This is a genomic window from Streptomyces sp. NBC_00568, assembly GCF_026341855.1.
Lineage (GTDB): Bacteria > Actinomycetota > Actinomycetes > Streptomycetales > Streptomycetaceae > Streptomyces.
In genome coordinates, this window is record NZ_JAPENW010000001.1 from 3681107 (window position 1) to 3704009 (window position 22903).

Annotated in this window: 18 protein-coding genes; 6 read left to right on the forward strand and 12 right to left on the reverse strand. The window is 71.8% G+C overall.

Annotated elements, in window-relative coordinates; all coding sequences use genetic code 11:
- The first annotated feature begins 26 nt into the window (after positions 1-26).
- Entirely contained in the window at positions 27-3374 is a 3348-nt protein-coding gene (locus OOK38_RS16115; RefSeq protein WP_266759791.1) for an ATP-binding protein, read from the forward strand.
- Between the two features lie 169 nt (positions 3375-3543).
- Positions 3544-4656 carry an ADP-ribosylglycohydrolase family protein gene (locus OOK38_RS16120; RefSeq protein WP_266759790.1) on the forward strand — a complete coding sequence of 371 codons (1113 nt, stop codon included), beginning with the start codon at positions 3544-3546 and terminating at the stop codon, positions 4654-4656.
- Positions 4657-4721: 65 nt separating this feature from the next.
- Here OOK38_RS16120 and OOK38_RS16125 read toward each other — a convergent pair whose 3' ends face one another.
- Together OOK38_RS16125 and OOK38_RS16130 are read right to left on the reverse strand one after the other, a co-directional pair.
- Positions 4722-6293, reverse strand: coding sequence for a sodium:solute symporter family protein (locus OOK38_RS16125; protein WP_266759788.1), 1572 nt, complete (start codon positions 6291-6293; stop codon positions 4722-4724).
- Positions 6294-6694: 401 nt separating this feature from the next.
- On the reverse strand, positions 6695-7480 hold the full coding sequence (locus OOK38_RS16130; protein WP_266759787.1) for an SDR family oxidoreductase: 786 nt from the start codon (positions 7478-7480) through the stop codon (positions 6695-6697).
- 107 nt (positions 7481-7587) lie between these two features.
- Here OOK38_RS16130 and OOK38_RS16135 point away from each other — a divergent pair, with 107 nt between their 5' ends.
- Positions 7588-8427, forward strand: a complete 840-nt coding sequence (locus OOK38_RS16135; RefSeq protein ID WP_266759785.1) for a hypothetical protein — start codon at positions 7588-7590, stop codon at positions 8425-8427.
- A gap of 187 nt (positions 8428-8614) precedes the next feature.
- On the opposite strand, the gene OOK38_RS16140 is transcribed toward OOK38_RS16135, so the two are convergent.
- From OOK38_RS16140 to OOK38_RS16150, 3 genes are all read right to left on the reverse strand, one after another.
- The gene (locus tag OOK38_RS16140) at positions 8615-8824 is read right to left on the reverse strand and encodes a DUF397 domain-containing protein (protein ID WP_266759783.1); all 210 of its coding nucleotides are present in this window, start codon (positions 8822-8824) and stop codon (positions 8615-8617) included.
- 283 nt (positions 8825-9107) lie between these two features.
- A complete protein-coding gene (locus OOK38_RS16145; RefSeq protein ID WP_266759781.1) occupies positions 9108-9965 on the reverse strand; it encodes a helix-turn-helix transcriptional regulator in 858 nt (285 codons plus the stop codon).
- 460 nt (positions 9966-10425) lie between these two features.
- Positions 10426-11181, reverse strand: a complete 756-nt coding sequence (locus OOK38_RS16150) for a GPP34 family phosphoprotein (RefSeq protein ID WP_266759779.1) — start codon at positions 11179-11181, stop codon at positions 10426-10428.
- Between the two features lie 221 nt (positions 11182-11402).
- Between OOK38_RS16150 and OOK38_RS16155 the strand changes: the two genes are divergently transcribed.
- Both OOK38_RS16155 and OOK38_RS16160 read left to right on the forward strand, forming a co-directional pair.
- The gene (locus OOK38_RS16155; protein ID WP_266759777.1) at positions 11403-14222 is read left to right on the forward strand and encodes a serine hydrolase; all 2820 of its coding nucleotides are present in this window, start codon (positions 11403-11405) and stop codon (positions 14220-14222) included.
- 201 nt (positions 14223-14423) lie between these two features.
- Positions 14424-16313, forward strand: a complete 1890-nt coding sequence (locus OOK38_RS16160; protein ID WP_266759776.1) for an MFS transporter — start codon at positions 14424-14426, stop codon at positions 16311-16313.
- Between the two features lie 177 nt (positions 16314-16490).
- Here the strand turns inward: OOK38_RS16160 and OOK38_RS16165 are convergent, their stop codons facing one another.
- From OOK38_RS16165 to OOK38_RS16180, 4 genes are all read right to left on the reverse strand, one after another.
- Complete coding sequence (locus tag OOK38_RS16165; RefSeq protein ID WP_266759774.1) at positions 16491-17426, reverse strand: alpha/beta fold hydrolase; 936 nt, start codon at positions 17424-17426, stop codon at positions 16491-16493.
- A gap of 183 nt (positions 17427-17609) precedes the next feature.
- Positions 17610-18476, reverse strand: a complete 867-nt coding sequence (locus OOK38_RS16170; RefSeq protein ID WP_266759773.1) for a MerR family transcriptional regulator — start codon at positions 18474-18476, stop codon at positions 17610-17612.
- 66 nt (positions 18477-18542) lie between these two features.
- Entirely contained in the window at positions 18543-19040 is a 498-nt protein-coding gene (locus OOK38_RS16175; protein ID WP_266759771.1) for a glutathione peroxidase, read from the reverse strand.
- A 9-nt stretch (positions 19041-19049) separates the two neighbouring features.
- On the reverse strand, positions 19050-20057 hold the full coding sequence (locus OOK38_RS16180; protein ID WP_266759769.1) for a helix-turn-helix transcriptional regulator: 1008 nt from the start codon (positions 20055-20057) through the stop codon (positions 19050-19052).
- A 233-nt stretch (positions 20058-20290) separates the two neighbouring features.
- Here OOK38_RS16180 and OOK38_RS16185 point away from each other — a divergent pair, with 233 nt between their 5' ends.
- A complete protein-coding gene (locus OOK38_RS16185; protein ID WP_266759767.1) occupies positions 20291-21523 on the forward strand; it encodes an MFS transporter in 1233 nt (410 codons plus the stop codon).
- A gap of 492 nt (positions 21524-22015) precedes the next feature.
- Here the strand turns inward: OOK38_RS16185 and OOK38_RS16190 are convergent, their stop codons facing one another.
- From OOK38_RS16190 to OOK38_RS16200, 3 genes are all read right to left on the reverse strand, one after another.
- On the reverse strand, positions 22016-22225 hold the full coding sequence (locus OOK38_RS16190) for a hypothetical protein (protein WP_266759766.1): 210 nt from the start codon (positions 22223-22225) through the stop codon (positions 22016-22018).
- Between the two features lie 179 nt (positions 22226-22404).
- Positions 22405-22593, reverse strand: coding sequence for a hypothetical protein (locus OOK38_RS16195; RefSeq protein WP_266759764.1), 189 nt, complete (start codon positions 22591-22593; stop codon positions 22405-22407).
- A gap of 73 nt (positions 22594-22666) precedes the next feature.
- Positions 22667-22837 (reverse strand): hypothetical protein, encoded by a 171-nt coding sequence (locus OOK38_RS16200; protein ID WP_266759762.1) that lies wholly within the window; start codon positions 22835-22837, stop codon positions 22667-22669.
- Positions 22838-22903: the final 66 nt, after the last annotated feature.

The window sequence follows — 22903 nt, forward strand, 5'->3', positions numbered from 1 at the left end:
GCGGACCACGGGGGAGGGGCGGGCCGATGACGCGGGCGCGGCCGTCGATGCAGGAGCTGATCGAGGGGCGGCGGCGGCACGGGTTCGTCGGGCGCGGGGCCGAACGGGCCACTTTCCGCGCCAACTTCGACCTGCCACCCGAGGACGAGCGGCACCGGTTCCTGTTCCACGTGCACGGCAACGCGGGCGTCGGCAAGACGTTCCTGGTCCGCGAGATGGAACAACTGGCGCGTGAGCGCGGCGCGCTGACGGCCTACGTCGACGAGAGCGTCGGCAGCCTGCCCGAGGCCATGGCGGCGATCAGCCGCCGGTTCGCCGCGCAGGGGCACCGGTTCAAGGAACTGGACCGCCTGCTGACGGCGTACCGCGAGCGGCGGCACGAGGCGGAGGCGGCCGCCCTCGCCCCGCCCGAGTCCGAGCGGCCCGGCCCTTCGGCGGGCAGCCTGACGGTGGCGCGGGCCGGACTGGTGGGGCTGGGGATGGTGCCCGGGGTCGGTGCCCTCGCCGGGGTCCTCGACCCCGCCCAACTGGCCCAGGGCGCGGACCGGTTGCGGGCCGGACTCAGCGCCCGACTCCGCAGCCAGGAGGACGTGCAGCTGGTCCTGTCGCCGCACGCCGTGCTCACCCCGGTCCTCATCGCGGAGCTCTCCGAGGCGGCGTCGGCCGTACCGTGGATCGTCCTGTTCTTCGACACCTACGAGCGGACGGGACCGTTCCTCGACGCGTGGCTCCACGCGGTGATGGCGACCCGGGAGCACGGCCTGCTGCCCGCCACGGTCGTCGTGGTGACCGCAGGGCAGCGCCCCTTCGACACCTCCCGCTGGGGCGGCTTCACCGACTTCGTCACCGACCTGCCCCTCGGCCCCTTCACGGAGACCGAGGCGCGGGGCCTCCTCGCCGACAAGGGGGTCGTGGCGGAGCCCGTGGTCGAGGAGGTGCTGCGCCTCACGGGCGGACTGCCCCTGCTCGTCTCGACACTGGCCGAGCAGCGCCCCGCCGACCCCGACGACATCGGCGACCCCTCGGCCACCGCCGTCGAACGCTTCCTGAAGTGGGAACCGGACCCGGTCCGCCGGGCGGTGGCCCTCGCGTGCGCCCTTCCCCGGAGCCTCGACCTGGATGTGTTCCGGGCGGCCGTGGAGTGCGCCGACGAGGACGCCGACGCGCTGTTCGGCTGGCTGCGCGGGCTGCCGTTCGTGGACGGCCGCGGTGACCGGGTCCGGTACCACGGCCTGGTCCGCGAGCCGATGCTCCGGTTGCAGCGGCGCCTTTCCCCGCGCGGCTGGACCGAGCGCCACGAGAGGCTCGCGGAGGTCTTCGGCCGCTGGCGCGGCGAGGCGGGGAGCGGACTGTTCGCTCCCGACGAGGTGTGGAAGCACGAGCCGTGGCGCCGGCTGCTGCTGGAGGAGTCGTACCACCGGCTGTGCGCCAGGCCGCTCGCGGCGCTGGGTGACGTGCTGTGCAACGTGGTCGAGGCGTGCCGCGCCGATCAGGTGGCCGGGCGCAACTGGGCCAGGATGCTCCAGGAGGCCGGAGACGCGGCGGGCGACCCGGCCCTGCGCGAACTGGGCCGGGGACTGAGCGAGGCCCTCGCGGACGACGAGGACGGGGTGTCCGGGGCGATGGATCTGCTGCTGGCCCGCCCCGCGCTGCGCGGCCCCGGCCGGGCCCTGGCGCACGGGGTGCGGGCCAGGGAGCTGCGCAACGGCGGGGAGTACGAGCGGGCCCTGGCCGAGTACGACCGGGCGGTCGAGATCGACCCGGACGAGGCGCGGGTGCACTACGGCCGTGGCTTCACCCACCAGCTGCTGGGTGACTTCACCGCGGCGCTGGCCGCTTTCGACCGCGCGGACGAGCTGCGGCCGGACACGGGGTGGATCATCGCGGAGCGGGCGGAGACGCACCGCCTGGCGGGCCGCTTCGAGGAAGCGGTGGCCGACTTCGACCGGGCCGTCGCCCTCGACCCGACGGACGCCGAATCGCTGGCCTCCCGAGCGGTGTGCCGGCACGCCCTCGACCAGTTCGAGGCGGCGGGCGCCGACTTCGACCGCGCGCTGGGCATCGACGAGCACCACCTCTGGACGCTGGTCCGCAGGGCCCGGCTGCGCCGTGACACGGACGAGTGGGACAAGGCGTTCGCCGATCTGGACCGGGCGGCCCGCCTCGAGCCGGACTCCGCCTGGGTCGCGTCGGAACGGGGCGACGCCTACCGACTCGCGGGCCGCTTCGAGGAGGCCGTCGCCGAACTCGGCCGGGCCATCGGCCTCAAGGCCGACTACGCCTCGGCCCTCGCGGGCCGCGGGGTGTCGCACCACGAGCTGGGCGACAGCGCGCGGGCGCTGGCCGATCTCGACCGCGCCGTCGCGCTGGAGCCGGACTACTCCTGGGCCCTGGTGATGCGGGCCCGGGTGAGGTGGCGGCTGGAGGACCTGTCCGGCGCGAACGAGGACCTGCGGCGCGCGCTCGCGGCGAGTCCGGAGGCCGACTGGATCGAGGTCGAGCTGGGCAACGCCCTCCGGATCGAGGAAAGGCACCAGGAGGCGATCACCGTCTTCCGGCGCGTACTGGAGCGGGATCCCGGCAACGCCTCGGCGCTCGGCTGCCTGGGAGCGACCTACCGCGACCTGAAGGACTACGCGGCGGCGCTGACCTGGCTGGACCGGGCCCTCGGGGCCGAATCGGACTACGCCTACGCGTACGACCAGCGAGCCCACGTGTTCCTGGCAACCGGGCGGACCGAGCAGGCCCTCGCCGACTGGGAACGGCTGATCGCCCTGGGCGGGGCCGGAGGCCGGGACCGGGACGGGGACACGGCACGCTGCAAGATCGTGGAGACGCTGCTCCACTGCGGCCGGTGGGACGAGGCGATGGCCCGGCTGTCCGAGGCGGACCCGGCGCCGGGCCAGGACGACCCGCTCGACCTCGACCTCGACCTCGACTACCTGCGCGTCGAGGTCTTCCGGCACACCGGGGAGTGGGCGCGGGCCCGGCACCTCTCGGAACGGCTCCGTGCCGAGGAACCGGTACCGGGCACGTTCCTGCTGGCGATGACCGAAGCGCGGTCCCGGGGCCGGGCGGCCGCGGAACCCTGGTGGCGTGAGCTGGAACGGCTCCTGGACACGGAGGAACCGGACGAGCTCACCCGTCTGTCGGGCCGGTGCATCATCGGCTGGGCCCTCGGGGACTGGGCCGACGCCGACCGGGGGCTGGCCGAGGTCCTGGCCGCGGACCCCGACTGGGACGACCTGGCCGAGCTCGCGGACATCCTCACCGAACTCCTGCTCGGCCCCGGCAGCGACCATGCCCGTCTCACCCCGCGCCTCACGACGGTCACTGCGGCCCGCGACGCGATCCGGGCGCGCTACACGGACTGACGGCGGGCGGGTCCGAAGCCTGCGAATTCTCCCGAACACTGCCCATACCCGACCGCTTGGGGACACCAGGACCACATCCCCTTTATGGATCCGCGGCCTCAACCGACCGTTCCCGTTCGATTACAGTGCTTAGCTGTCGGACGTACGGACGGTGCCTCAGGAGGTCTCGGTGGGTGCGACAGCCGGTGCCGTCTGGGGCCGTGGTGAACAGCAGGACTTCCGCAGCCGGGTCCGCGGAACGCTGCTGGGCGCGGCCGTCGGTGACGCCCTGGGCGCGCCGCTCGACGCGCTCTCCCTGGAGGAGATCCGGTCGGCGCACGGCGCGGAGGGTCTCCTCGACCTGGCCTCCGCGTACGGCCGGCGCGGCGCCGTCACGCACCTCACCCAGCTCGCCCTGTTCAGCGTCGACGGGCTGATCCGTGCCCAGGTGCGCCGCGACACCGGCGCCTGGCATCCGCCGTCCGACGTGCACCGCGCCTACCGCCGCTGGGCGGCCACCCAGAGCGACTGGGGGCCCGACGAGCGCCGCAAGGACGACGGCTGGCTGGCCCGCGAGGAGTGGCTCTACGCCCGCCGCGACCCGGCCAGGGCCAATATCCTCGGCCTCGCCGACGAGATCATGGGCACGCTCGACGCGCCCAAGAACCCCGGCGAGCCGGGCCCCGAGGCCGCCGCCCGCTCCGCGCCCTTCGGGCTGCTGGTCGGCTGGGAGCCGCAGCTCGTGATGCAACTCGCCGTCGAGTGCGCCGCGCAGACGCACGGTCACCCCACGGCCTACCTGACGGCGGGCGCGTACGCCGTGATCGTGCACGCGCTCGCCCGCGGCGAGAACCTCGACGCGGCCGTGCAGCAGGCCCTCGCGCTGCTCGCGACCCGTCCCGGGCACCAGCGGGTCGCCGACGCGCTCCAGCACGCGCTGGGCGCCGTACGGCAGGGGATGCCCTCACCGGCGGTCGAGGAGCTCGCCGCGGGCGGCACCGCCGAGGGCGCGCTCGCCGTCGCGGTGTACTGCGTGCTCGTCGGCGAGGACGTCCGGCACGGTCTGTGCCTCGCGGTGAACCACGGCGGTCCCTCCGCGGTGACCGGCGCCCTCACCGGCGGACTGCTGGGCGCCCTGCACGGCGAGACGGCCCTCCCGCCGGCCTGGCTGGCCGAACTGGAGGGCCGTCCCACGGTGCTGGTCCTCGCGGACGACTTCGCGATGGAGATGACCCAGGGGCCCGCGCTGCACGGGCCCACCGGATCCTCCCCGGGGTGGCTCGCCCGCTACCCGCGGGCCTGAGCCGTCCCGGAGCGCACGCACCGTACGCCCCGGACCTTCCCTGACCTCTCGCTCCGTTCGTCCTTCTAGTCCTTCACCGGGGTGCCCACCACCCCGTCCGGCGCCCCCGCCGGGGCCGGGACCGCCGCGGCGGCCGATCCGTCGTCGTCCGTGTTGATGATCTCGATGAGGGCGTCCCGCTCCGGGGTGTCCTCGGGCTTCAGGAAGCCGATGAGGATGTACAGGACGAGCGAGATGGCCATCGGCACGGAGACCTGGTACTCCAGCTTCACGTCCGTGCGCTGGGAGAAGTCCAGGTTGTAGTTGACGAAGAAGAAGGCGAGCAGACCGCAGGCCCAGCTGGTCAGCGCCGCCGTCGGGCCGGACTTACGGAACGGCCGCAGCAGACCCAGGATGAACGGGATCGCGATCGGTCCCATGAGCCCCGCCACCCACTTGATGACGACGGTGATGATGTCCTTGAACGTGGGGGAGTTGACCTGGGTCGCCACCGCCATGGAGAAGCCGAGGAAGGCGACGGTGGTGACGCGGCCCGCGATGAGCCCCGCACGGGTGTCCCAGGCGCGCGCCGCCTTGGAGAGCACCGGCGCCACGTCCCGGGTGAACACGGCCGCGATGGCGTTCGCGTCCGAGGAGCACATGGCCATCGTGTGCGAGAAGAACCCGACCACGACCAGGCCCAGCAGACCGTGCGGCAGCAGCTGCTCGGTCATCAGCCCGTACGCGTCCGAGCCGTCCGGCTTCTGCGCCGTGACGAGGAGGGGCGACAGCCACATCGGGATGAACAGGATGACCGGCCACACGAACCACAGACCGGCGGAGAGGAAGGCGGACCGGGTGGCCTGCTTCGCGCTGCCCGTCGCCATGTAGCGCTGGGCCTGGTTCCACATGCCGCCGTTGTACTCGAACAGCTTGATGAACAGGTACGCGATGAAGAACACCGTCATGTACGGGCCCGCGAACCCGTCCGCGTGACCGTGCAGCTTCGGCGAGTCCAGCGCCTTGGAGAGGCCGCCCTGGTCGGAGATCTTGTTCAGCGCGATGATCAGCATCGCCAGACCGGCCAGCAACTGGATGATGAACTGGCCGAGTTCGGTCAGCGCGTCCGCCCACAGCCCGCCGATCGTGCAGTACACCGCCGTGATGCTGCCGGTGATGAGGATGCCCTGGGTGAGCGTGACGCCGGTGAAGACGCTGAGCAGGGTGGCGATGGCCGCCCACTTCGCGCCGACGTCCACGATCTTCAGCAGGATGCCGGACCACGCCAGCGCCTGCTGCGTCGGCACGTTGTAGCGGTCCTTGAGGTATTCGAGCGGTGAGGCGACGTGCAGTCGTGAGCGCAGCCGGTTGAGCCGGGGCGCGAAGGCCTTGGCGCCGATGGCGACGCCGATGGCGATGGGCAGTGCCCAGGTGACGTACGAGGTGATGCCGTAGGTGTACGCGATGCCGGCGTAACCGGTGAACATCACCGCGCTGTAGCCCGACATGTGGTGCGAGATGCCGGACAGCCACCACGGCATCTTGCCGCCCGCGGTGAAGAAGTCGCTGACATCGTCCACACGCTTGTGGGACCAGACACCGATCGCGGTCATGACGCCGAAGTACGCGACCAGGACGGCCCAGTCGAGACCGTTCATGTGCCCCCTCCAGGGGTCCGCCTTGTGAACCTGCAGATACCGGACGGCACTTCGCCAGTACCCATGGGGTCCCCCCTGCTCGAGCGAGCCCGAGAGCTTGGGGAGGGCGGCGCCCCCGTGCGGGAGCGGGGACTTCGGGGATTGAACCGCTGGTTCGACCAGCCGGTCAAGACCTCTCGTGGTCACAGATATGAACGCAGATCAGAAAGCAGAACGATTTTGCCTCTACTTTACCCGTCGGGCTGTTGTCGTGCTCGTGACGTGGAACACACGATGAGCGGGCACTTCGCCAGAACCACAGCACCACCCACAGCAGCACCACAGCAGCAATGACCAACCGACAGCCGTACGGGATGCGGGTCCCGTGCGCCTGGGAGAGGGGGCCGAGCCCACCGCGCCGCCTAGCGCATGAGTTCGCCCGCGTTCACGAGCAGGGACTGTCCCGTGATCGCCCGCGACCGGTCGGACGCCAGGAACACCGCGGCGTCCGCCACGTCCCCGTCCGTGGCCAGCTCGGGCAGGGCCATCCGTTCGGTGAGCCGCTTCAGCACGTCCGCCTCGGGCACCTTCTCGGTGTACGCCGTGAACTGCACGTACGCCTCGACGGGCGGGCCCCACATCCAGCCGGGCAGCACGGTGTTGACCCGTATCCGGTGCGGACCGAGCTCCCGTGCCAGGGAGTACATCGCGCTCGTCAGCGCGCCCTTCGAGGCCGCGTACGCCGCCTGCCGCACCTGGCTCGGCGCGGCGACCGACGACTGCGTGCCGATGATGACGACCGAGCCGCCGCGCTCCTTCAGGGCGGGCAGGCAGGCCCGGGTCATCCGCAGCGTGCCGAGCAGGTTCACGTCGATGACCGACCGCCAGGTCGCGAAGTCGGCGTCCTCCAGACCGCCGAAGTAGCTGTCCCAGGCGGCGACATGGACCACCGCGTCGAGCCGCCCGAAGCGCTCCGCCGCGAGTGCCGCCAGGGCCTCGCACTGCCCCTCGTCGGTGATGTCCGTCGCGCGGAACGCCGTGTGCGCGCCGTCCGGGTCGATTTCGGCCGCCGCCTTGGCCAGGTTCGCCTCCGTGCGCGCCCCGAGCACCGCGTTGCCCCCGTCGCGCACCACGGCCGCCGCGACCTGATGGCCGAGCCCCGCTCCGACACCCGACACCACGACGGTCCTGCCGGTGAGCAGTGGCATCGCATACCTCCGGGACTCTGGCGAATTTCCTGACGGGGCGTCAGAGTATGGGCGTCCGGCGGAGGAAGGAAGTCCCGCGCACGTTCCACCGAGGAAGGAGACCGTCCATGTCTGAGGAGACCCGCAGCGAGACCTACGCGGAGCTGGCCGCCCTCGGCCCGTACGGCGTCCACCCGGGCCACGCCCTGATCACCATGGTCGAACCGCACCCGGGCCACGAGTACGCCTACAACCGCTGGTACGAGGACGACCACTACTACGCCGGCGCCATGGCCATGCCCTGGATGTACGCCGGACGCCGCTGGGTGGCCACCCGCGACCTCCAACTGCTGCGCTACCCCGAGAAGTCGGCGGTCGCCCAGCCGGTCACCGCGGGCTGCTACATCTCCACCTACTGGGTCACCGACGGCCGCTACGACGACCACATGAAGTGGACCGTCGGCATCAACAGGCGGCTGAACCGCGACGGCCGCGTCTACCAGGACCGTACGCACGTCTTCACGGCCTTCCAGGACCACGAGGCCACCGTCTACCGCGACGGCGCCGCCGGCCCCCGGGACTTCCACGCCCTCGACCACCCCTACGCGGGGCTCGTGGTCGAGGTCGTCGACGCCGAATCGGCCGACCGGCGGGCCGAACTGCTGGAGTGGCTGCGCTCCCGCCATCTCCCCGGGCGGCTGGCCGGCTCGCCCGCCGCCCTGGTCACCCTGTTCCGGCCGACCCCGCTCCCCGGAGACCGGATGACCTACGTCAAGCAGGTCGAGGGCGTGGATACCCGGCTGACCCTGCTGTGGTTCCTGGAGACGGACCCGCGGGAGTGCTGGGAGGCGTCCTTCACGGGCCTGGACGAGGCCGTGGCCGAATCGGGGCTCGGGCGGGTGGAGTTGGTGGCCCCCTTCGTCCCCACGGTGCCGGGAACGGACACGTACGTGGACCGGCTGCGCTGAAGAAGGGTGCCCTGTGGCGAGTGAGCCGAAGGGGCGCGTCGGCTTCTCGGCACCGGCTCCTGCGCCCCGGAGGCGAACCGAGCCCCCGAAGAAAGGGCCGAGCCCCCTCGGCCAGGACGGCGGGCCGGTCGAGAGGGCTCTTTCGGTGGAACGTATGGAGTTGTACGGCCATGTGGCGTCGGACGGATCAGACGAGGTCGGAAGACCCTCGGCTCACCTCGGCCACGAAGGTGTTCCACGCGTCCGCGGGAAAGGCCAGCGTGGGTCCGGCGGGGACCTTGGAGTCCCGTACGGCCATCGCCGAGTGCACGGGGGACTTGACCTCGACGCAGGCGCCGTTGCCGGTGGAGTAGGAAGACTTGGTCCACGTGTCGGTGGCGCCCTGCTGAATTGCCATGATCGCTCCAGAAAGCAGTCGTTCTTCGATGAGTTGCCGCCATCGACGCCATCGCGGCGCTGTCACCGGGCCGCGGACCCGTCAGGTGACCCGCGGTTCGGTTTGCGCCAACGTTGTTGCTTGGTGGCGTGATCGACGCTACTCGCCAACATCGGCTGGCGAAGCGACTATTCACTCGACTGGATGGCATATTCCAGTGGGGTCTTCCGCGCTGAGGTGACCAAGGTGTATTGTCCGGCACCTCATCGGCGGGGGCGCCCTCGCGAGGCCGCCCCCGGGCCCCTCAGCGCGCGTAGTCCTTCGCGAGGTCGGCGATGAACTGACGCGACTGCTCCACGTTCAGGGCCTGCGCCCTCAGGTGCTCGTACATCACGCTGTACTTCTGGACGTCGTTCGCCTTCTCCAGGTACAGGTCGCTGGTCACGCCCTCGATGTAGACGACGCTGGAGTCGGCCGCGTCGGGGAACTCCAGGATCGCGTACTGGCCGTTCAGGCCCGGGTGCGCGCCCATGTCGAAGGGGATCACCTGCACCGTGACGTGCGGCAGTTGGGACTGCTCGGCGAGGTACTCCAGCTGCTCACGCATGAGCGAGCGGTTGCCGACGGCACGGCGCAGCGCGGCCTCGTCGAGGACGGTCCACAGCCGCAGCGGGTTGTCCGGGGCGGAGATTCGTTCCTGCCGCTTCAGCCGCACCTGGACGCGCTTGTCGATGTCGGCGGCCGCGGTCTCCGGCAGCGCCCCAGCGATCAGCGCCTCGGCGTACGGGCGGGTCTGCAGCAGCCCCGGGACGACCTGCGGGTCGTACACGCGCAGGCTCGCGGCGTCCGTCTCCAGGCCGATGTAGACGCTGTACGGGATGTCGCCGAAGGAGTGCCACCAGCCCTGCTGGCGCGAGTCCTTGGCCATCTGCATCAGCGAGTCGACGATCCGGTGGTCCTCGACCTCGTAGACCCCGCACAGATCGCGGACATCGCGCTGGCTGATGCTGCGCCTGCCGTTCTCCAGGCGGCTGATCTTCGACTGCGAGACCAGCAGTCGCTCGGCGACCTCTTCGGCCGTCATGCCCTTGAGCTCGCGGAGCCGGCGCAGCTCCTGGCCCAGCCGGCGCCGCCGGACGGTGGGATTGACACTTGACGCCACGGGACGTGCACCTCCGGCTGCGGGCCTGTACTTTGCGTATCTGCTGTTGAGCAGATTGCCACCAAGGTGCTTTCTACCGCTGGGAAACGGCGTATATGCGCTGGGTGGGCGCACATTCGCGGATTCGGCGTGTATACGCGGACCTGCGCGGTCTCCGCGGGCCCGCGAACTCCCTTTGGGAGATCCGTCGATGAGGTCCCGCAGAGGCGGACACGGCCCCTCGGAGAAGTGCTCTCCCCGGACGCGGCCGTCCTCGGATGCGGCCGCGCGGGGCGGCGGAACCGTGTCGTCGTCCGGACGTACGGTCCCACCACCCCGCGCGAGCCAGCGGCTCCCGAACCGGATCATGGGGACTGCGGTGCGGCACTCATGTCTTACGGCGGTGCTGGCGGTGCGGGTGCTGTGGGTGCTGCGGGTACTGCCGGCATTGCGGTGGTGCGGGCCGCGGTGGGGCTGCGGCTCAGTGCGCCACGGCGCGCGCCATCGAACCATGACGCGGTTGCATCGGAACACCGCGGGCGGTCTCCGGTGCGGACCTGACTCCGGCGGTGGCCGGACGGCCTGCCGGTGCCGGGCTGCGGCGTGGCTGTGCGGCCACACCGTTCTGAACGTCCATCACGGCGTGCGCCACGAGGCCGCCCATGGGGTCGTGCCTGATCAGATCCCGCAGCCGGGATCGGGACGACCGTCCCTCGTTCCCCGGATACAGGTGCTTGCCGAGACCGACCGCATGGGCCAGCGCGGCGAGCGCCGCGGTCCGCGGGTCCGGCGGGACGCCGGTGCGGATCGCGTTGTCCAGCCGGGTTCTGATCTCCCGGCTGATATCCGTGTCCGTCGCTTGGTAGCGAGTCGTCGGAAGCACCCCGCACATCTGGCCGGCCACGGCATGGACCATGCCGCACCTCTCCAGATGCGAAAGGTAGGTCTGGCGCAGCCCCAGTCGGGGTCCGCCAATCCAGTTGACCGCGCGTACGGGTGCTCCGCGTCGGCGAAGCAGTTCCAACGCACAGTCCAGTGTTGGATCTCCGGTCGGCCGTGGCACCACCACGGCGATACGATCCCCGTCTGGGGCTATCCGTCCGGCCAGCGCCAGCTCCACTAGCTGTGCTCCGGCCAGACCGAGGTCGAGCGACTGCGGCTGCGCGGTGGTACCCGTGGCCGGGTCCAACGCCAGCAGCAGAAGCTCCTCCGGAATTGTTCTGCGGCTCTTGCCCATCCATGCCTCCCCGCGTGGATGAATGACAGGGTGACCCCTCTCACATTGGTCTGTCGAGAGCGCCTGACCGGAATATGAGGGAACCGGCAGGTATGTCGTTCTCGTCTACCGCAGGGGTCAGGCCCTCAGACAGGACACTGGTACATGGTTCGGACAGCGGTGTCCGGGCGGCGGTTCAAGGGTTTGACGGTTCGGTTCGGCGCGCGGAGCGCGTGCGTCGCATGGAGGAGGCATCGGTGGCGGGCGAGTCCCCCGACAGGTCGAAGCAGCACGAGTCGTCGGCGTCGTCGGCAGAAGCGACGCCGGTGACACCGGCGCCGGTTCCGAGTCCGGCGCGGTCGGGCGCGCCGGTGTCGACGTCGACCCAGAGCTCGGCTCCGGCCGACCCCCGGATGGCGATGGCCCGTGAACGGGCCGCCACGGTACGGGTGGATCAGGCGACGGCGGTGTTCTCCACGAAGGCGCTGTCGGCGGACGCCTCCCGCACGGCCGAGTCCGAGCGGACCTCGGAGTCCGAGGCCGTGACCGACGCCGCCGGGGGCAAGACCGCCGAGGGCGACACCCGGCTGCGCGCGGCGGTGGCCGCGTGGGTCGCCGGATCGGGCGAGCCCGCTCCGGCGGGCGCGGACGCCGGACCCGGGGACGGTGACGGCGCCACGGCCGACACGGACGGCGCCGCGACGGACGGCACCGACACGGACGGTGCCGACCCGACGGCCGACGCCACCGGCGACGGTGCCGACGACGCCGGGCAGGAGCCCGGAGGGGCCGACGACGCGACCGACACCGCCGACGCTGACGCGGCGTCCGAGCGGGACGCGCAGACCGCCGCCGCATCCGCCGCCGACCTCGAGACCGACGAGGAGCGCGAGGCCGACCAGGAGCCGGAAGCCGCCTCCGGCGAGACTCCCTCGCAGGACGAGTCCGAGGACGAGTCCGGCCCGACGTCCGCGCTGGACGCCGCTCTCGCGTCCCGAGCCGCCGCAGAGGCCGCGGACGAGGCCGCCGCCGCGGCCGCGGACGAGATCCGGCCCGAACCGCAGACCGAACCCCAGGACGAGCCTCAGGACAAGCCCCAGGCGGCTCGGGACGACGAGCCCGAGGACCGGCCCGCGGCCGCCTCCGCGCGGGCAACCGCTCCCGCGCCCGAGCCCGCGGCCGGCGACCGGCCCACGGACGCCTCCAAGGGCCGTCCCGGCAGCGACTCCGGCTCCGCCGACGAGACCTCGGACACGAAGCCCGACGAGACGGGCGAGACGGGCGAGACCTCGGACACGGGCGCGGACTCCGCCCCCGAGCCCCCCGTCGATCAGCCCACCGCCATCTTCAAGGCTCCGCGGCCTCCGGCCGTGGACCAGCCCACCACCATGCTCAAGCTGGGCGGCGCAACCCGCGGGCCGGCCGACGGGAAGCCCGCCACCGGGCCGGCCGGCAAGCCCGCCGACAGGCCCGCCAAGGCCGACGAGAAGGCCGCCTCCAAGGCCGACGAGCGGCCCGCCGACGAGCGGCCCGCCGACGAGCGGCCCGCCGACGAGCGGGGCGCCAAGCCCGGCGACGAGCGGGGGGCCAAGCCCGGCGGCGACCCCGAGCGCACCAGCAGGTTCGTCCCCCTCAAGCGGCCCGACGAGCCCGCCGCCCCGCCGCGGCCGAAGCCCGCACCCGCTCCGGGGAGCACCGACCGGCCGGCGGCGGCCACCACGGCCATGCCGCAGGTCGGTCCCGAGCGCACCACCCAGCAGCCGCTTCCGCCGAAGCCCCCGCTCGACCTGCTGGCCGAGCTGACGAACACGCCGCCGCCGCCGCAGACCCCGGTCCGGACGTTCGTGCGGCGGGTCAAGATCTGGACCCCGCTGGTCCTGCTGCTCGTGGTGATCTTCGCAGTCGCACAGGCCTTCCGTCCGTTGCCGGCCCCGGGTCTCACGCTGACCGCCGGCGAGACGTACACCTTCGACGGCGGCACCCTCGACCTGCCCTGGCCCGGTCAGGGCCAGTCCGCGATCGAGGTCGAGGGCGTGGGAAGCCTCGGGACCGACGGCAAGCAGACCCCCGCCCCCGTCGCGAGCGTCGCCAAGATCATGACGGCGTACGTGATCCTCCAGGAGCACCCGCTCAAGGGGAACGAGGACGGCGAGAAGATCACCGTCGACCAGCAGGCCGAGGACGAGTCGAAGCTGCCGGACGAGTCGACGGCGGCGATGTCGAAGGGCCAGCAGTTCACCGAGCGCCAGATGCTCCAGATGCTGATGATCCCCTCCGGCAACAACGCGGCGCGGCTGCTGGCCCGCTGGGACTCCGACAGCAAGGGCTTCGTCGCCAAGATGAACGCCGCCGCCAAGGACCTCGGCATGACGAACACGACGTACACGGACCCGAGCGGTCTGCAGAAGACGACGGTCAGCACGGCCACCGACCAGATCAAGCTGGCCAAGGAGGTCATGAAGAACGACGTGTTCCGCAGCATCGTCGGGATGGCCAAGGCGGATGTCCCGGGGCTGGACAACACGATCTACAACAACAACGACCTGCTGGTGAAGCAGGTCGGCGTGATCGGCCTGAAGACCGGTTCGTCGACGCCCGCGGGCGGCAACCTGGTGTGGGCCGCGACCAAGGTCGTGAACGGGAAGACGCAGACGATCTACGGCGCGGTGATGAACCAGAACGCCGGCACCGGCAAGGTCTGGGACAGCCTCCAGCTGGCGCTCGGCAACAGCCAGAAGCTGATCGACAAGGTCCAGAAGAGCCTGATCACCGCCACCGTGGTGAAGAAGGGCCAGGTCGTCGGCTATGTGGACGACCAGCTCGGCGGCCGGACCCCGGTCGTCGCCACCAAGAACATGTCGGCGGTCGGCTGGCCCGGTCTGAAGACCCGGCTGTCGATCGGCGAGGGCACGTCGGCGGTCCCGCACTCCGGCAAGGCGGGCACCGTCGTCGGTCAGCTGACGGTCGGTGACGGCTCCAGCCAGGCCGTGAAGATCCCCGTCGCGCTCCAGTCGGACCTCGCCGAGCCCGGCCTCGGCGCGAAGCTGACCCGCGTCGGCTGAGCGGACCCGGACACCGATGACGTACGCGCGCACGCATCGGTGACGTACACCGGGGAGCAGCACCCGCACGCACTCTGTCGGACGGCGCCCCACCCGGGCGCTGTCCGGGGGAGTGCGTGCTAGCGTCGCGACAATCGGGGCTGCTCGCGAGCCGCGGGTCCCGGCCCAGAACGGACAACGGGACACGGGGAGAACCTTGCAGTGGCGACAGCGGAGAAGACCCACGCCGACGACGCCGATCCGGGCAACGGAACGGGCCCGCGAATACCGCTGAACGGCCGTACCCACGAGGCGGTCCGCGGCGAAGGCGAAGGCGGCACCGAAGGCCCCGGTGACACCGAGGACCCCGACGGGACCGGACCTCCCGCGTCGGCCGGCGCCGCGCTGTCGAACCTCTTCCGCCGCCATCCCGTCCTTCTCTCCACCGTCCTCGCCGGCGTGCTCCACGTGGTGTGGTTCTTCACGTTCGCGAACAGTGGTGGGGACCTGGCGGCGCAGGACGCGTGGGCGGAGTTCGTCGGCCGGCACCCGGACTCGGCGTACAACCTCGCCTGGTACGGCGGAATGCACCCGGTTTCGTACAGCATGGTCTCGCCGTATCTGATGTCGGTGCTCGGCGTCCGGACGACGATGATGATCGCCGGGACGCTCTCGGCCGGCCTGCTGACCATGATCCTGATCCGCAGCCGGGCGGTCCGGAACCCGGCCGCTCCGGCGCTCGCGGGTGTCTTCGCGCTGCTCTGCAACGCCATCTCGGGCCGGGTGACGTACGGCCTCGGCACGATGTTCGCGCTCGCCGCGGTCGCCGTCGTGTTCTGCTGGCCCTACCGCTGGCGCTACAAGCGCTGGGCGAAAGCCCTGTGCGCGGCGCCGCTGGCCGCGCTCGCGACGGCCGCCTCACCGGTCGCCGGACTGTTCGTGGGTCTGGTGGCGGTGACCCTGTTCCTCCAGAAGCGCCGCCCCGGCGCCTACGCCCTCGGCATCGCCCCGGCGCTCGTGGTCGCGGTCTCGGCCTGGCTCTTCCCGTTCTCCGGCACCCAGCCGATGGAGTTCTACTCGGTCATCCTGCCGTTCGCGTACGCCGTGCTGGTCTACCTCCTGGTTCCCAAGGAGTGGCTGACGGTACGGACCACGGCGGCGGTCTACGGCCTCGGAGTACTCCTCGTCTGGCTGATCAGCTCCCAGATCGGTTCGAACATCACCCGCCTCGCGATGCTCTTCGCGGGCGTCGTCCTGATCGCCGCGCTGCCCTTCACCGTGCGGAAGTCGCGCAAGTGGTACGCCATCGTCCTCGCCGTCCTCGTCTTCAACGGGTGGATCGGCTTCAAGTCGATCGACGACATCGTGCACACGACCCCGGCGGCGTCCTTCGGGCGCGAGTTGGCGCCGCTCGTCAACCAGCTCCAGGTGGTGCACGCCGAGAAGGGCCGCGTCGAGGTGATCCCGGCCCGCTCGCACCGCGAGGCGTCCGCCCTCGCCCCCTACGTGAACCTCGCCCGCGGCTGGAACCGCCAGGCCGACATGGAGCGCAACCCGCTCTTCTACGACGACACGCTCAACTCCGCGAACTACCACGAGTGGCTGCAGCGCTGGGCCATCCACTACGTAGTGCTGCCCAAGGGCGAACCGGACGGCGACGGCGGCCTGCGCGAACGGGAGCTCGTCCAGCGGGGCATGCCTTATCTCCGGCAGGTCTGGGCCGACGCCAACTGGCAGCTCTTCACCGTCACCGATCCCACTCCGCTCGCCGAGCCGAACGCCGTCGTCGACCGCGCCGAGCAGGGCGAGCTGACCATCGAGGTGAAGAAGGCGGGCCGCATCCTCATCCGCATCCCGTACTCGCCGTGGCTGAGCATCGTCGACGAGGACGGCAAGAGCCTGAAGCCGCCGCAGGAGACGAGGGCGTCGAAGGACAGCGGGGACGGCGCCTCGAAGGCGTACGACAACCTCAACGGCTGTCTGATGCCGACGGAGGAGACCGCGGCGGGCGACGAGTGGACGGAGCTGCTGGCCCCGAAGCCGGGCACCTACCGGCTCGCGGCGCCGTACCAGCTCCCCCGGGGCACCCCGTGCCCGGAGGAGCTGCGCTGAGTCCCGGCCACCGGTGCCGTACGGGCACCGGTCCCGCGTGAGGTGACGGGCACCGGTCCCGTGTGACGCGACAGGCACCGGTCCCGTGTGACGCGGCAGGCACCGGGCCCGTGTGACGCGACAGGCACCCGGGCCGTGGGGTGTGACAGGCACCCGGGCCGTGTGGTGTGACAGGAACTAGAACTGCTCGAAGGGCCCGCAGTAGGGCAGGCCCGCGTCCTCCGGACGCTGGTCGCGGAAGAACCGGACGAGCAGATCGCAGAAGTCCTGAGGCCGCTGGAGATGGGCCAGATGCCCGCACTCCGCGATCGTGGTGAAACGCGAGCCCGGCAGGTCCGCCGCCACCGAGCGGACCATGCCGGGCGTGGTGAGCGTGTCGTGCTCGCCGGTGAACGCGAGATACGGCACGGCGGGGACGGGCGCGCGCCGGTACCACTCGTGGGCCAGCAGACGCCGGTTCCGCTCGACCGTCACGGCGACGTCGCGCGGGGTCTGCGCCGCGAACTGCCGGTACATCAGCCGGGTCAGCGCGGCATGCTTGCGTACGGTGCGGTCGCCGGGCGGCGGCACGAAGCACCGTACGAACTCCTCGGCGGTCTCCTCGACGCGCCCCTCCTCCAGAAGCCGCACCCATCCGACGAGCGCCTCGGCGAACCAGTCCGGAATGTGGTCCGACATCCCCTGTACGGCGACCCGGCGCAGCAGCTCCGGATACCGCTGGGCCAGCCGGAGCCCGACCGCCCCGCCGTAACACCCCGCGTACAGGTTCACCGGGCCGAGCCCGAGCTCGCGCAGCAGGTGTCCCGCGCACTCGGCGAGGAAGTCGATCCCGTGCTCGGCGGGCAGGAAGTCGGCGTCCCCGAACCCGGGCAGATCCACCGTGACGACGGTCCCGAGCTCCCCGAGCCACCGCTCGTGCCGCACCCAGGAGTACCGCGTCTGGTCCGAACCGCCCAGCACGAGCAGCGGCTCCGTGACGGGGGCGCGGTGCCGTGCGACCCGGGCGGTGTACGCGTACCCCTCCCACGAGAGCCGGCGCTCCTCGACTTCCGTGGATGCCCCGCCTCCCGGCGCCTGGGCGGGAATGTCGAGCGAGGAAGCGACAGAAAGCACAGCGAACTCCCGAGAGGGGACGAGACCACCGAAACTCCCACTCGTACACGGCTACCGGGTGCGACGCCCGCAATGTCACACGAAGGTGGGCGCTGCACCACACGAAGGTGGGCGCGGCGCGGCACGTCGGCCGCGCCACGCCGTCACCTCACTTCGCGTCGCCCCACTTCACCTCAGGTCGCCTCACCTCACCGGGAACGCCACGTCGCACACGGCGTCGTCGGGCCCCGCCGCGTCCCAGTCGGCGAAGTAGATCTCCCGGCACGGGCCGTCGGAGGACAGTCCCCGCTCGGTGATCCAGCTCTCGACCGCCTCGAAGGCGGCGAGGATCTGCGGGTGGGCGACCTGCGCCTTGCTGATGCGGACATAGGCGATGCGCTGGGCCGGCTGGACCCGGACCTCCACCCCGGTGGCCCGTCCCCGCCCCTGTGCCCAGGCCCGCGCCGCGGCCTCGTCGGCGACCGGCACGCACGCCTCCGCGGGACCGTCGCTCTCCACGCTGACCTCGGCGTAGTACACGACGAAGGGCGGCCCCGTGACACCCCCGGCCTCCCGGGCACCCTCCTCCAGCCGTCCCAGCGAGCCGGGGATCCACACCGGCAGCTCGGGCGCCAGGACGTGCCGCTTCTCGGTCAGTACGACCTGCTCGGGCACCTCGGCGGTCTCGACGACGAACTTCTCGTACATCTCGGAACTCCTCCCGGAAAGACGTCCACGGAGGTAGTCGGCGAGCGCCCGCTGCGAGGCGAACCGCGCCTCGGCGCCGTCCCAGTACGTGGCGAGCAGCGCGGCCGCGTCGGCACCGCGCGCCTCCACCACGTCCGCGATCCGCGCCAGCGGCATGTCCAGCTGGCGCAGCAGCGCGACGAGCCGGGCCCGTTCGGTCTGCTCGGCGCGGTAGTAGCGGTAGCCGCTGTCCGCGTCGACATACGCCGGGGGCAGCAGCCCCAGCCGGTCGTACAGCCGCAGCGCCTTCGCCGAGAGCCGCGCCCGTGAGGCGAACGCGCCGATGGTGAGCAGATCCTTGTCCACCCTGTCATCCTCCGTCACCGGGCGCCTTCCGCCCGGTGACTAGGACGCTTTCCCTTGCCCCAGGGGCAAGGTCAACGGCAGGGCTCAGCCGATCGCCTTCTCGACGGCGGAGACGAGCTCCGCCGACTCCGGCTCGGTCTGCGGGGAGAAGCGGCCGACGACCGTGCCGTCACGGCCGATCAGGAACTTCTCGAAGTTCCAGCGGATGTCACCGGTGTGCCCCTCGGCATCGGCGGTGCCCACCAGACGCTCGTACAGTCCGTGCCGCCCGTCGCCGTTCACCTCGACCTTCTCGGTCATCGGGAAGGTCACGCCGTAGGTCGCGGAGCAGAACTCGGCGATCTCCTCGGAGCTGCCGGGCTCCTGTCCGAGGAACTGGTTGCAGGGCACCCCGAGGACGGTGAAGCCCTGGTCGGCGTAGCGCGCGTGCAGCTGCTCCAGACCGGCGTACTGCGGGGTCAGACCGCACTTGGAGGCCACGTTCACGATGAGGACGGCCTTGCCCGCGAACTGGGACAGATCGGCGGAGCCCCCCTGGAGGGCCCCGATCTCCACGTCGAGCACAGAGTTGTCAGTAGTCATAAGCGGATGCTAACTCCGGTAGGTGACGGGTCCGCCGGTCCCGCCGGTCCGACCGTCGCGCTGCGCTGTGACAAGCACCTCACCGGCGGCCGTCCGCGAGTACAGCACCGACCGCCCCGCCCGCCGCCGCTCCACCAGCCGCGCGTCCAGCAGCACCCGCAGATGCCGCCCGACCGACCCCAGCCCCTGCCCGGTCACGGCGACCAGCTGACTGGTGGACAGGGGGGAGTCGAGGAGGACGAGCACCCCGGCGCGGGCGGTTCCGAGGAGCGCCCCGAGACTCTCCGGCACCGCCTCCGCCCGTACATCGGCCAGCGCCCCCGTGCACGGGTAGACCACGGCGTAGCGGCGGGACTCCTCCCAGGACACCCAGCCCGCCTTCGGCGTGACGGGCACGAAGACCAGCTGGGCGCCGGAGATCTCGCGTGGCGGGTACTCGTGGAGGTTGACCTGGAGCCGGTTGCCGCCGAGCCAGCGCGTTCCCGGCCGCAGTCCGTCCAGCGCCGCCGCCCAACCGCCCTGGCTCAACTGCGCGGTCCGCGCCACCACATCGGCCTCCAGGACGCGCCGCCGTCGTTCCCAGTCGGGGCGTACGGACTCCTCCCAGAGGGCGGTGAGCAGCGCGGCGGCCCGCCCGGGCAGATCGTCGCGGTCCGCGAGACCGGCGGGCAGCGGACCGCCGACCGAGCGGGCGAGATGGGCGCGGGCCTCTTGGGGCGAGGCCTCCCGCACCCGGGCGACCTCCGCCTCGAAGGTCTCGTCGCCGTAGGGAGTCGGGGTCAGGAAGTCGGCGATCCACGCCTGCCCGAGCCCGCAGCGGACGAGCAGCGCGGTGACCGGGTCGGCGGCCAGCCGCTTCCGGTACGCGGGCAGATGGACCCCCAGCCAGCCGCGCTCACCGGGATGCGTCGCGGTCCCCGCGTGCAGCATCTTCAGGCAGGCGAACGTCTCCGCCAGCGGCGACAGCACGAAACGGCTCCCGGCGAGCGTGTCGGCGTTCACCTGCCACCAGCCCATCCCCGCACCCCCTTCTCCTCGGGCCCCTTCTCCTCGGGCCCCTTCTGCCGGGACCTGGTTTTCATCGGGACTCGGTTCTGGCCGGGACTCGGTTCTCGCGCGCCGGGACCCGGTTCTGGCCGGGACCCGGTTCCCGGGCGGGACCCAGTTCCTCCCGGGAACCCTTCTCCCCGGACGTTTCGCCACTGCGCGAAACATTATCGACCGCCCGTCCGGCCCCGGAGACTCCGCGCATGCGCAGCTACTCCGAGCTCTTCCGCACGCGGGAGTTCACCCCGCTCTTCCTCTCCTCCTGCTTCAGAACCGCCGCCTCGACGGTGAGCGGTCTGGCCCTCGCCACCCTGGTCTACCGGGCGACGCAGTCACCGCTGCTCACCGCGCTCAGCATGTTCGGCCCCTCGCTCGCCCAGGTGGTCGGCGCGACCACCCTGCTGTCGGCCGCCGACCGGCTGCCGCCGCGGGCGACGGTGGCGGGTATCGCGGCCCTCTTCGGGCTCGGCACGGCGGCCATGGCGATCCCCGGTCTCCCGGTTTGGACGATCTTCGCCCTGCTCCTGCTCCTCGGCCTGATCCAGTCCTGCGGCGGCGGGGTCCAGTGGGGCCTGCTCAACGAGGTCCTCGCAAAGGAGGGCTATCTGCTGGGACGTTCGGTCTTCAACATGATGAGCGGAGTGGCCCAGGTCGTGGGGTTCGCGACGGGCGGCGTCCTGATGGCCCTGCTGTCCCCGCGGGTCACGCTCCTCCTCGCCGCCGGCCTGTACCTGGCGGCGGCCCTGACCGCCCGGCTGGGCCTGACACCCCGCCCGCCCCGCGCCACCGGCCGCCCCTCCATCGCCCGGACCTGGCGCACGAACGCCCGCCTCTTCTCCTCACCGGAACGCCGCACCCTCTATCTCCTGCTCTGGGTGCCGAACGGCCTGGTCGTCGGCTGTGAATCGCTGTACGTGTCGTACGCGCCGAGCCGGGCCGGCGCGCTGTTCGCCTTCGCGGCGTTCGGCATGTTCGTCGGGGACGTGACGACCGGCCGCTTCCTGCCGCCCCGGGTGCGCGCCCGTCTGGGCGTCCCCTTCCTGCTGCTCCTCGCGACGCCGTACCTCTTCTTCGCCCTGCGTCCGGGTGTGGCGGTCGCCGCCGTCCTCGTCGCCGTCGCCTCGATCGGCTTCGGGTCGAGCCTGATCCAGCAGGAACGCCTGGTGGCCCTGATCCCCGACGAACTCAGCGGCCACGCCCTCGGGCTCCACACGGCGGGCATGCTCACGATGCAGGGCGTGAGCGCGGCGCTGGCGGGCGGGATCGCCCAACTCGCCTCGCCCGGAACGGCGATGACCGTGATGGCCGCCGCCTCGGTCGCCGTGACGCTGACACTGGCCCCCTCGCTGCTCCGCCGCCGCGGCGCGTCCCCCGATCGCGGACGTCCGGAGGTGCCCGCACCGAGCGGACGGCAATCCGAGCTGAACTCCCCCTGAACGGCCGAAGGTTGTACGACAGCGCTCACAACCACCCGCCCCTCGCCGGAGTCGCGGAGTCGCGGAGTCGCGGAGTCGCGGGGTCACGGGTTACGGGGTCGCGGGTCGCGGGTCGCGGGTCGCGGGGTCACGGGGGGCACGGGGGGCACCGAGTCTGTCGGGCAGACCTCCTGAGGCCCGGGCCTGCCCGGTAGGCCTGCTGAGGCGGGGGTCTGCCGAGGCCTGCCGGGCACGCTTCCTGCGCCGGGGTCTGCCGGGCAGACGTCCTGAGGCTCAGGTCTGCTGGGGTCTGCTGGGCACGCTTCCTGAGGCCAGGCCTGCGGGAGTCTGCCGGGCAGGCCTCCCGCGCCGGAGTCTGCCGGGCAGGCCTCCCGCGCCGGGGTCTGCCGGGCACGCCTCCCGCGCCGGGGTCTGCCGGGCACGCCTGCTGAGGCGGGGTCTGCCGAAGCTCGCCGGGGTGGATCCCCGGAACCGGCTCCCCGGCTTCGCCGCTCATGGCCGGAGGCGCCGGTCGCGCTCTCCGGCCAACCTCTTGCGCACCCACAGAAGCCCCGCCACGCCGCCCACGACGGCCATGTACGCCGTCAGCGGCCCGTCGTTCAGCAGGAGACCCGGCGAGGCGACGCAACCCACGATGAGCAGCCATCCACACCCGGCGACCACGAGGTCCGCCCCGTCAGGACGCCGCCGCTCTTCATCCATGCTTCCCCAACTCCTTCTCTCCTGAGGCCTGTTCGCAAGCCTGCACCCGCGTATCGCGACTCGCCGACCGCCGGCGGGAGCGCTGCGGCTTCTCGAGCCGGGAGACGCGAGACGTCGCGGCATTCCGGATTGCAGACGTCCAGGTGTCCAGGCGTCCCGGCACTGCCGTGCGGCGGGGGCTACCGCTTCAGCGCCCTGCACCGCTTCATCAGCGCGGTGATCCGTGCGGGGTCGGCCCGACCGTTGAGCTCGGCCACGAGATCGTCAGGACACAACTCGTAGAGATCGCCCCACCATCGACGCCCCCGGTTGTCCCAAACCCGGTACCCACCCGGCACCCCTCTGGCGACGTAGCGTCTCCGGCTCACTGTCCCCCCGCTCCCGGTACAACCGCGCCAGTCGGGCGCTGTCCCTCGACCCCGCGCTGCCGTCCGTGGCGGGCTATTTGGTGAGCGCGTCCACGAGAGCCACGAACACGCCCACGCCGAGGACGGCGAGGACAACGAACACGAAAGCCACCAACGAGCAGCACGAGGCGACGGCCACCATGAACCACGCCCGGCCTCTGGCCCGTTGATACCCGGCGTCGTCGTCCCAACCCTCACCGCTCACGTCGCCCCCTCTACCTGCACTGTACAAAGCGAACGCCGGAGCGCATCAGACCTGGGCTCCTTCCGC

Bases quoted from the DNA above. Each gene is read 5' to 3' on its own strand.
- OOK38_RS16115 (WP_266759791.1), top strand. From the start codon at position 27: ATGACGCGGGCGCGGCCGTCGATGCAGGAGCTGATCGAGGGGCGGCGG.
- OOK38_RS16125 (WP_266759788.1), bottom strand. From the start codon at position 6,293: ATGAACGGTCTCGACTGGGCCGTCCTGGTCGCGTACTTCGGCGTCATG.
- OOK38_RS16130 (WP_266759787.1), bottom strand. From the start codon at position 7,480: ATGCCACTGCTCACCGGCAGGACCGTCGTGGTGTCGGGTGTCGGAGCG.
- OOK38_RS16135 (WP_266759785.1), top strand. From the start codon at position 7,588: ATGTCTGAGGAGACCCGCAGCGAGACCTACGCGGAGCTGGCCGCCCTC.
- OOK38_RS16140 (WP_266759783.1), bottom strand. From the start codon at position 8,824: ATGGCAATTCAGCAGGGCGCCACCGACACGTGGACCAAGTCTTCCTAC.
- OOK38_RS16150 (WP_266759779.1), bottom strand. From the start codon at position 11,181: ATGGGCAAGAGCCGCAGAACAATTCCGGAGGAGCTTCTGCTGCTGGCG.
- OOK38_RS16155 (WP_266759777.1), top strand. From the start codon at position 11,403: ATGGAGGAGGCATCGGTGGCGGGCGAGTCCCCCGACAGGTCGAAGCAG.
- OOK38_RS16175 (WP_266759771.1), bottom strand. From the start codon at position 19,040: ATGACTACTGACAACTCTGTGCTCGACGTGGAGATCGGGGCCCTCCAG.
- OOK38_RS16180 (WP_266759769.1), bottom strand. From the start codon at position 20,057: ATGGGCTGGTGGCAGGTGAACGCCGACACGCTCGCCGGGAGCCGTTTC.
- OOK38_RS16185 (WP_266759767.1), top strand. From the start codon at position 20,291: ATGCGCAGCTACTCCGAGCTCTTCCGCACGCGGGAGTTCACCCCGCTC.
- OOK38_RS16190 (WP_266759766.1), bottom strand. From the start codon at position 22,225: ATGGATGAAGAGCGGCGGCGTCCTGACGGGGCGGACCTCGTGGTCGCC.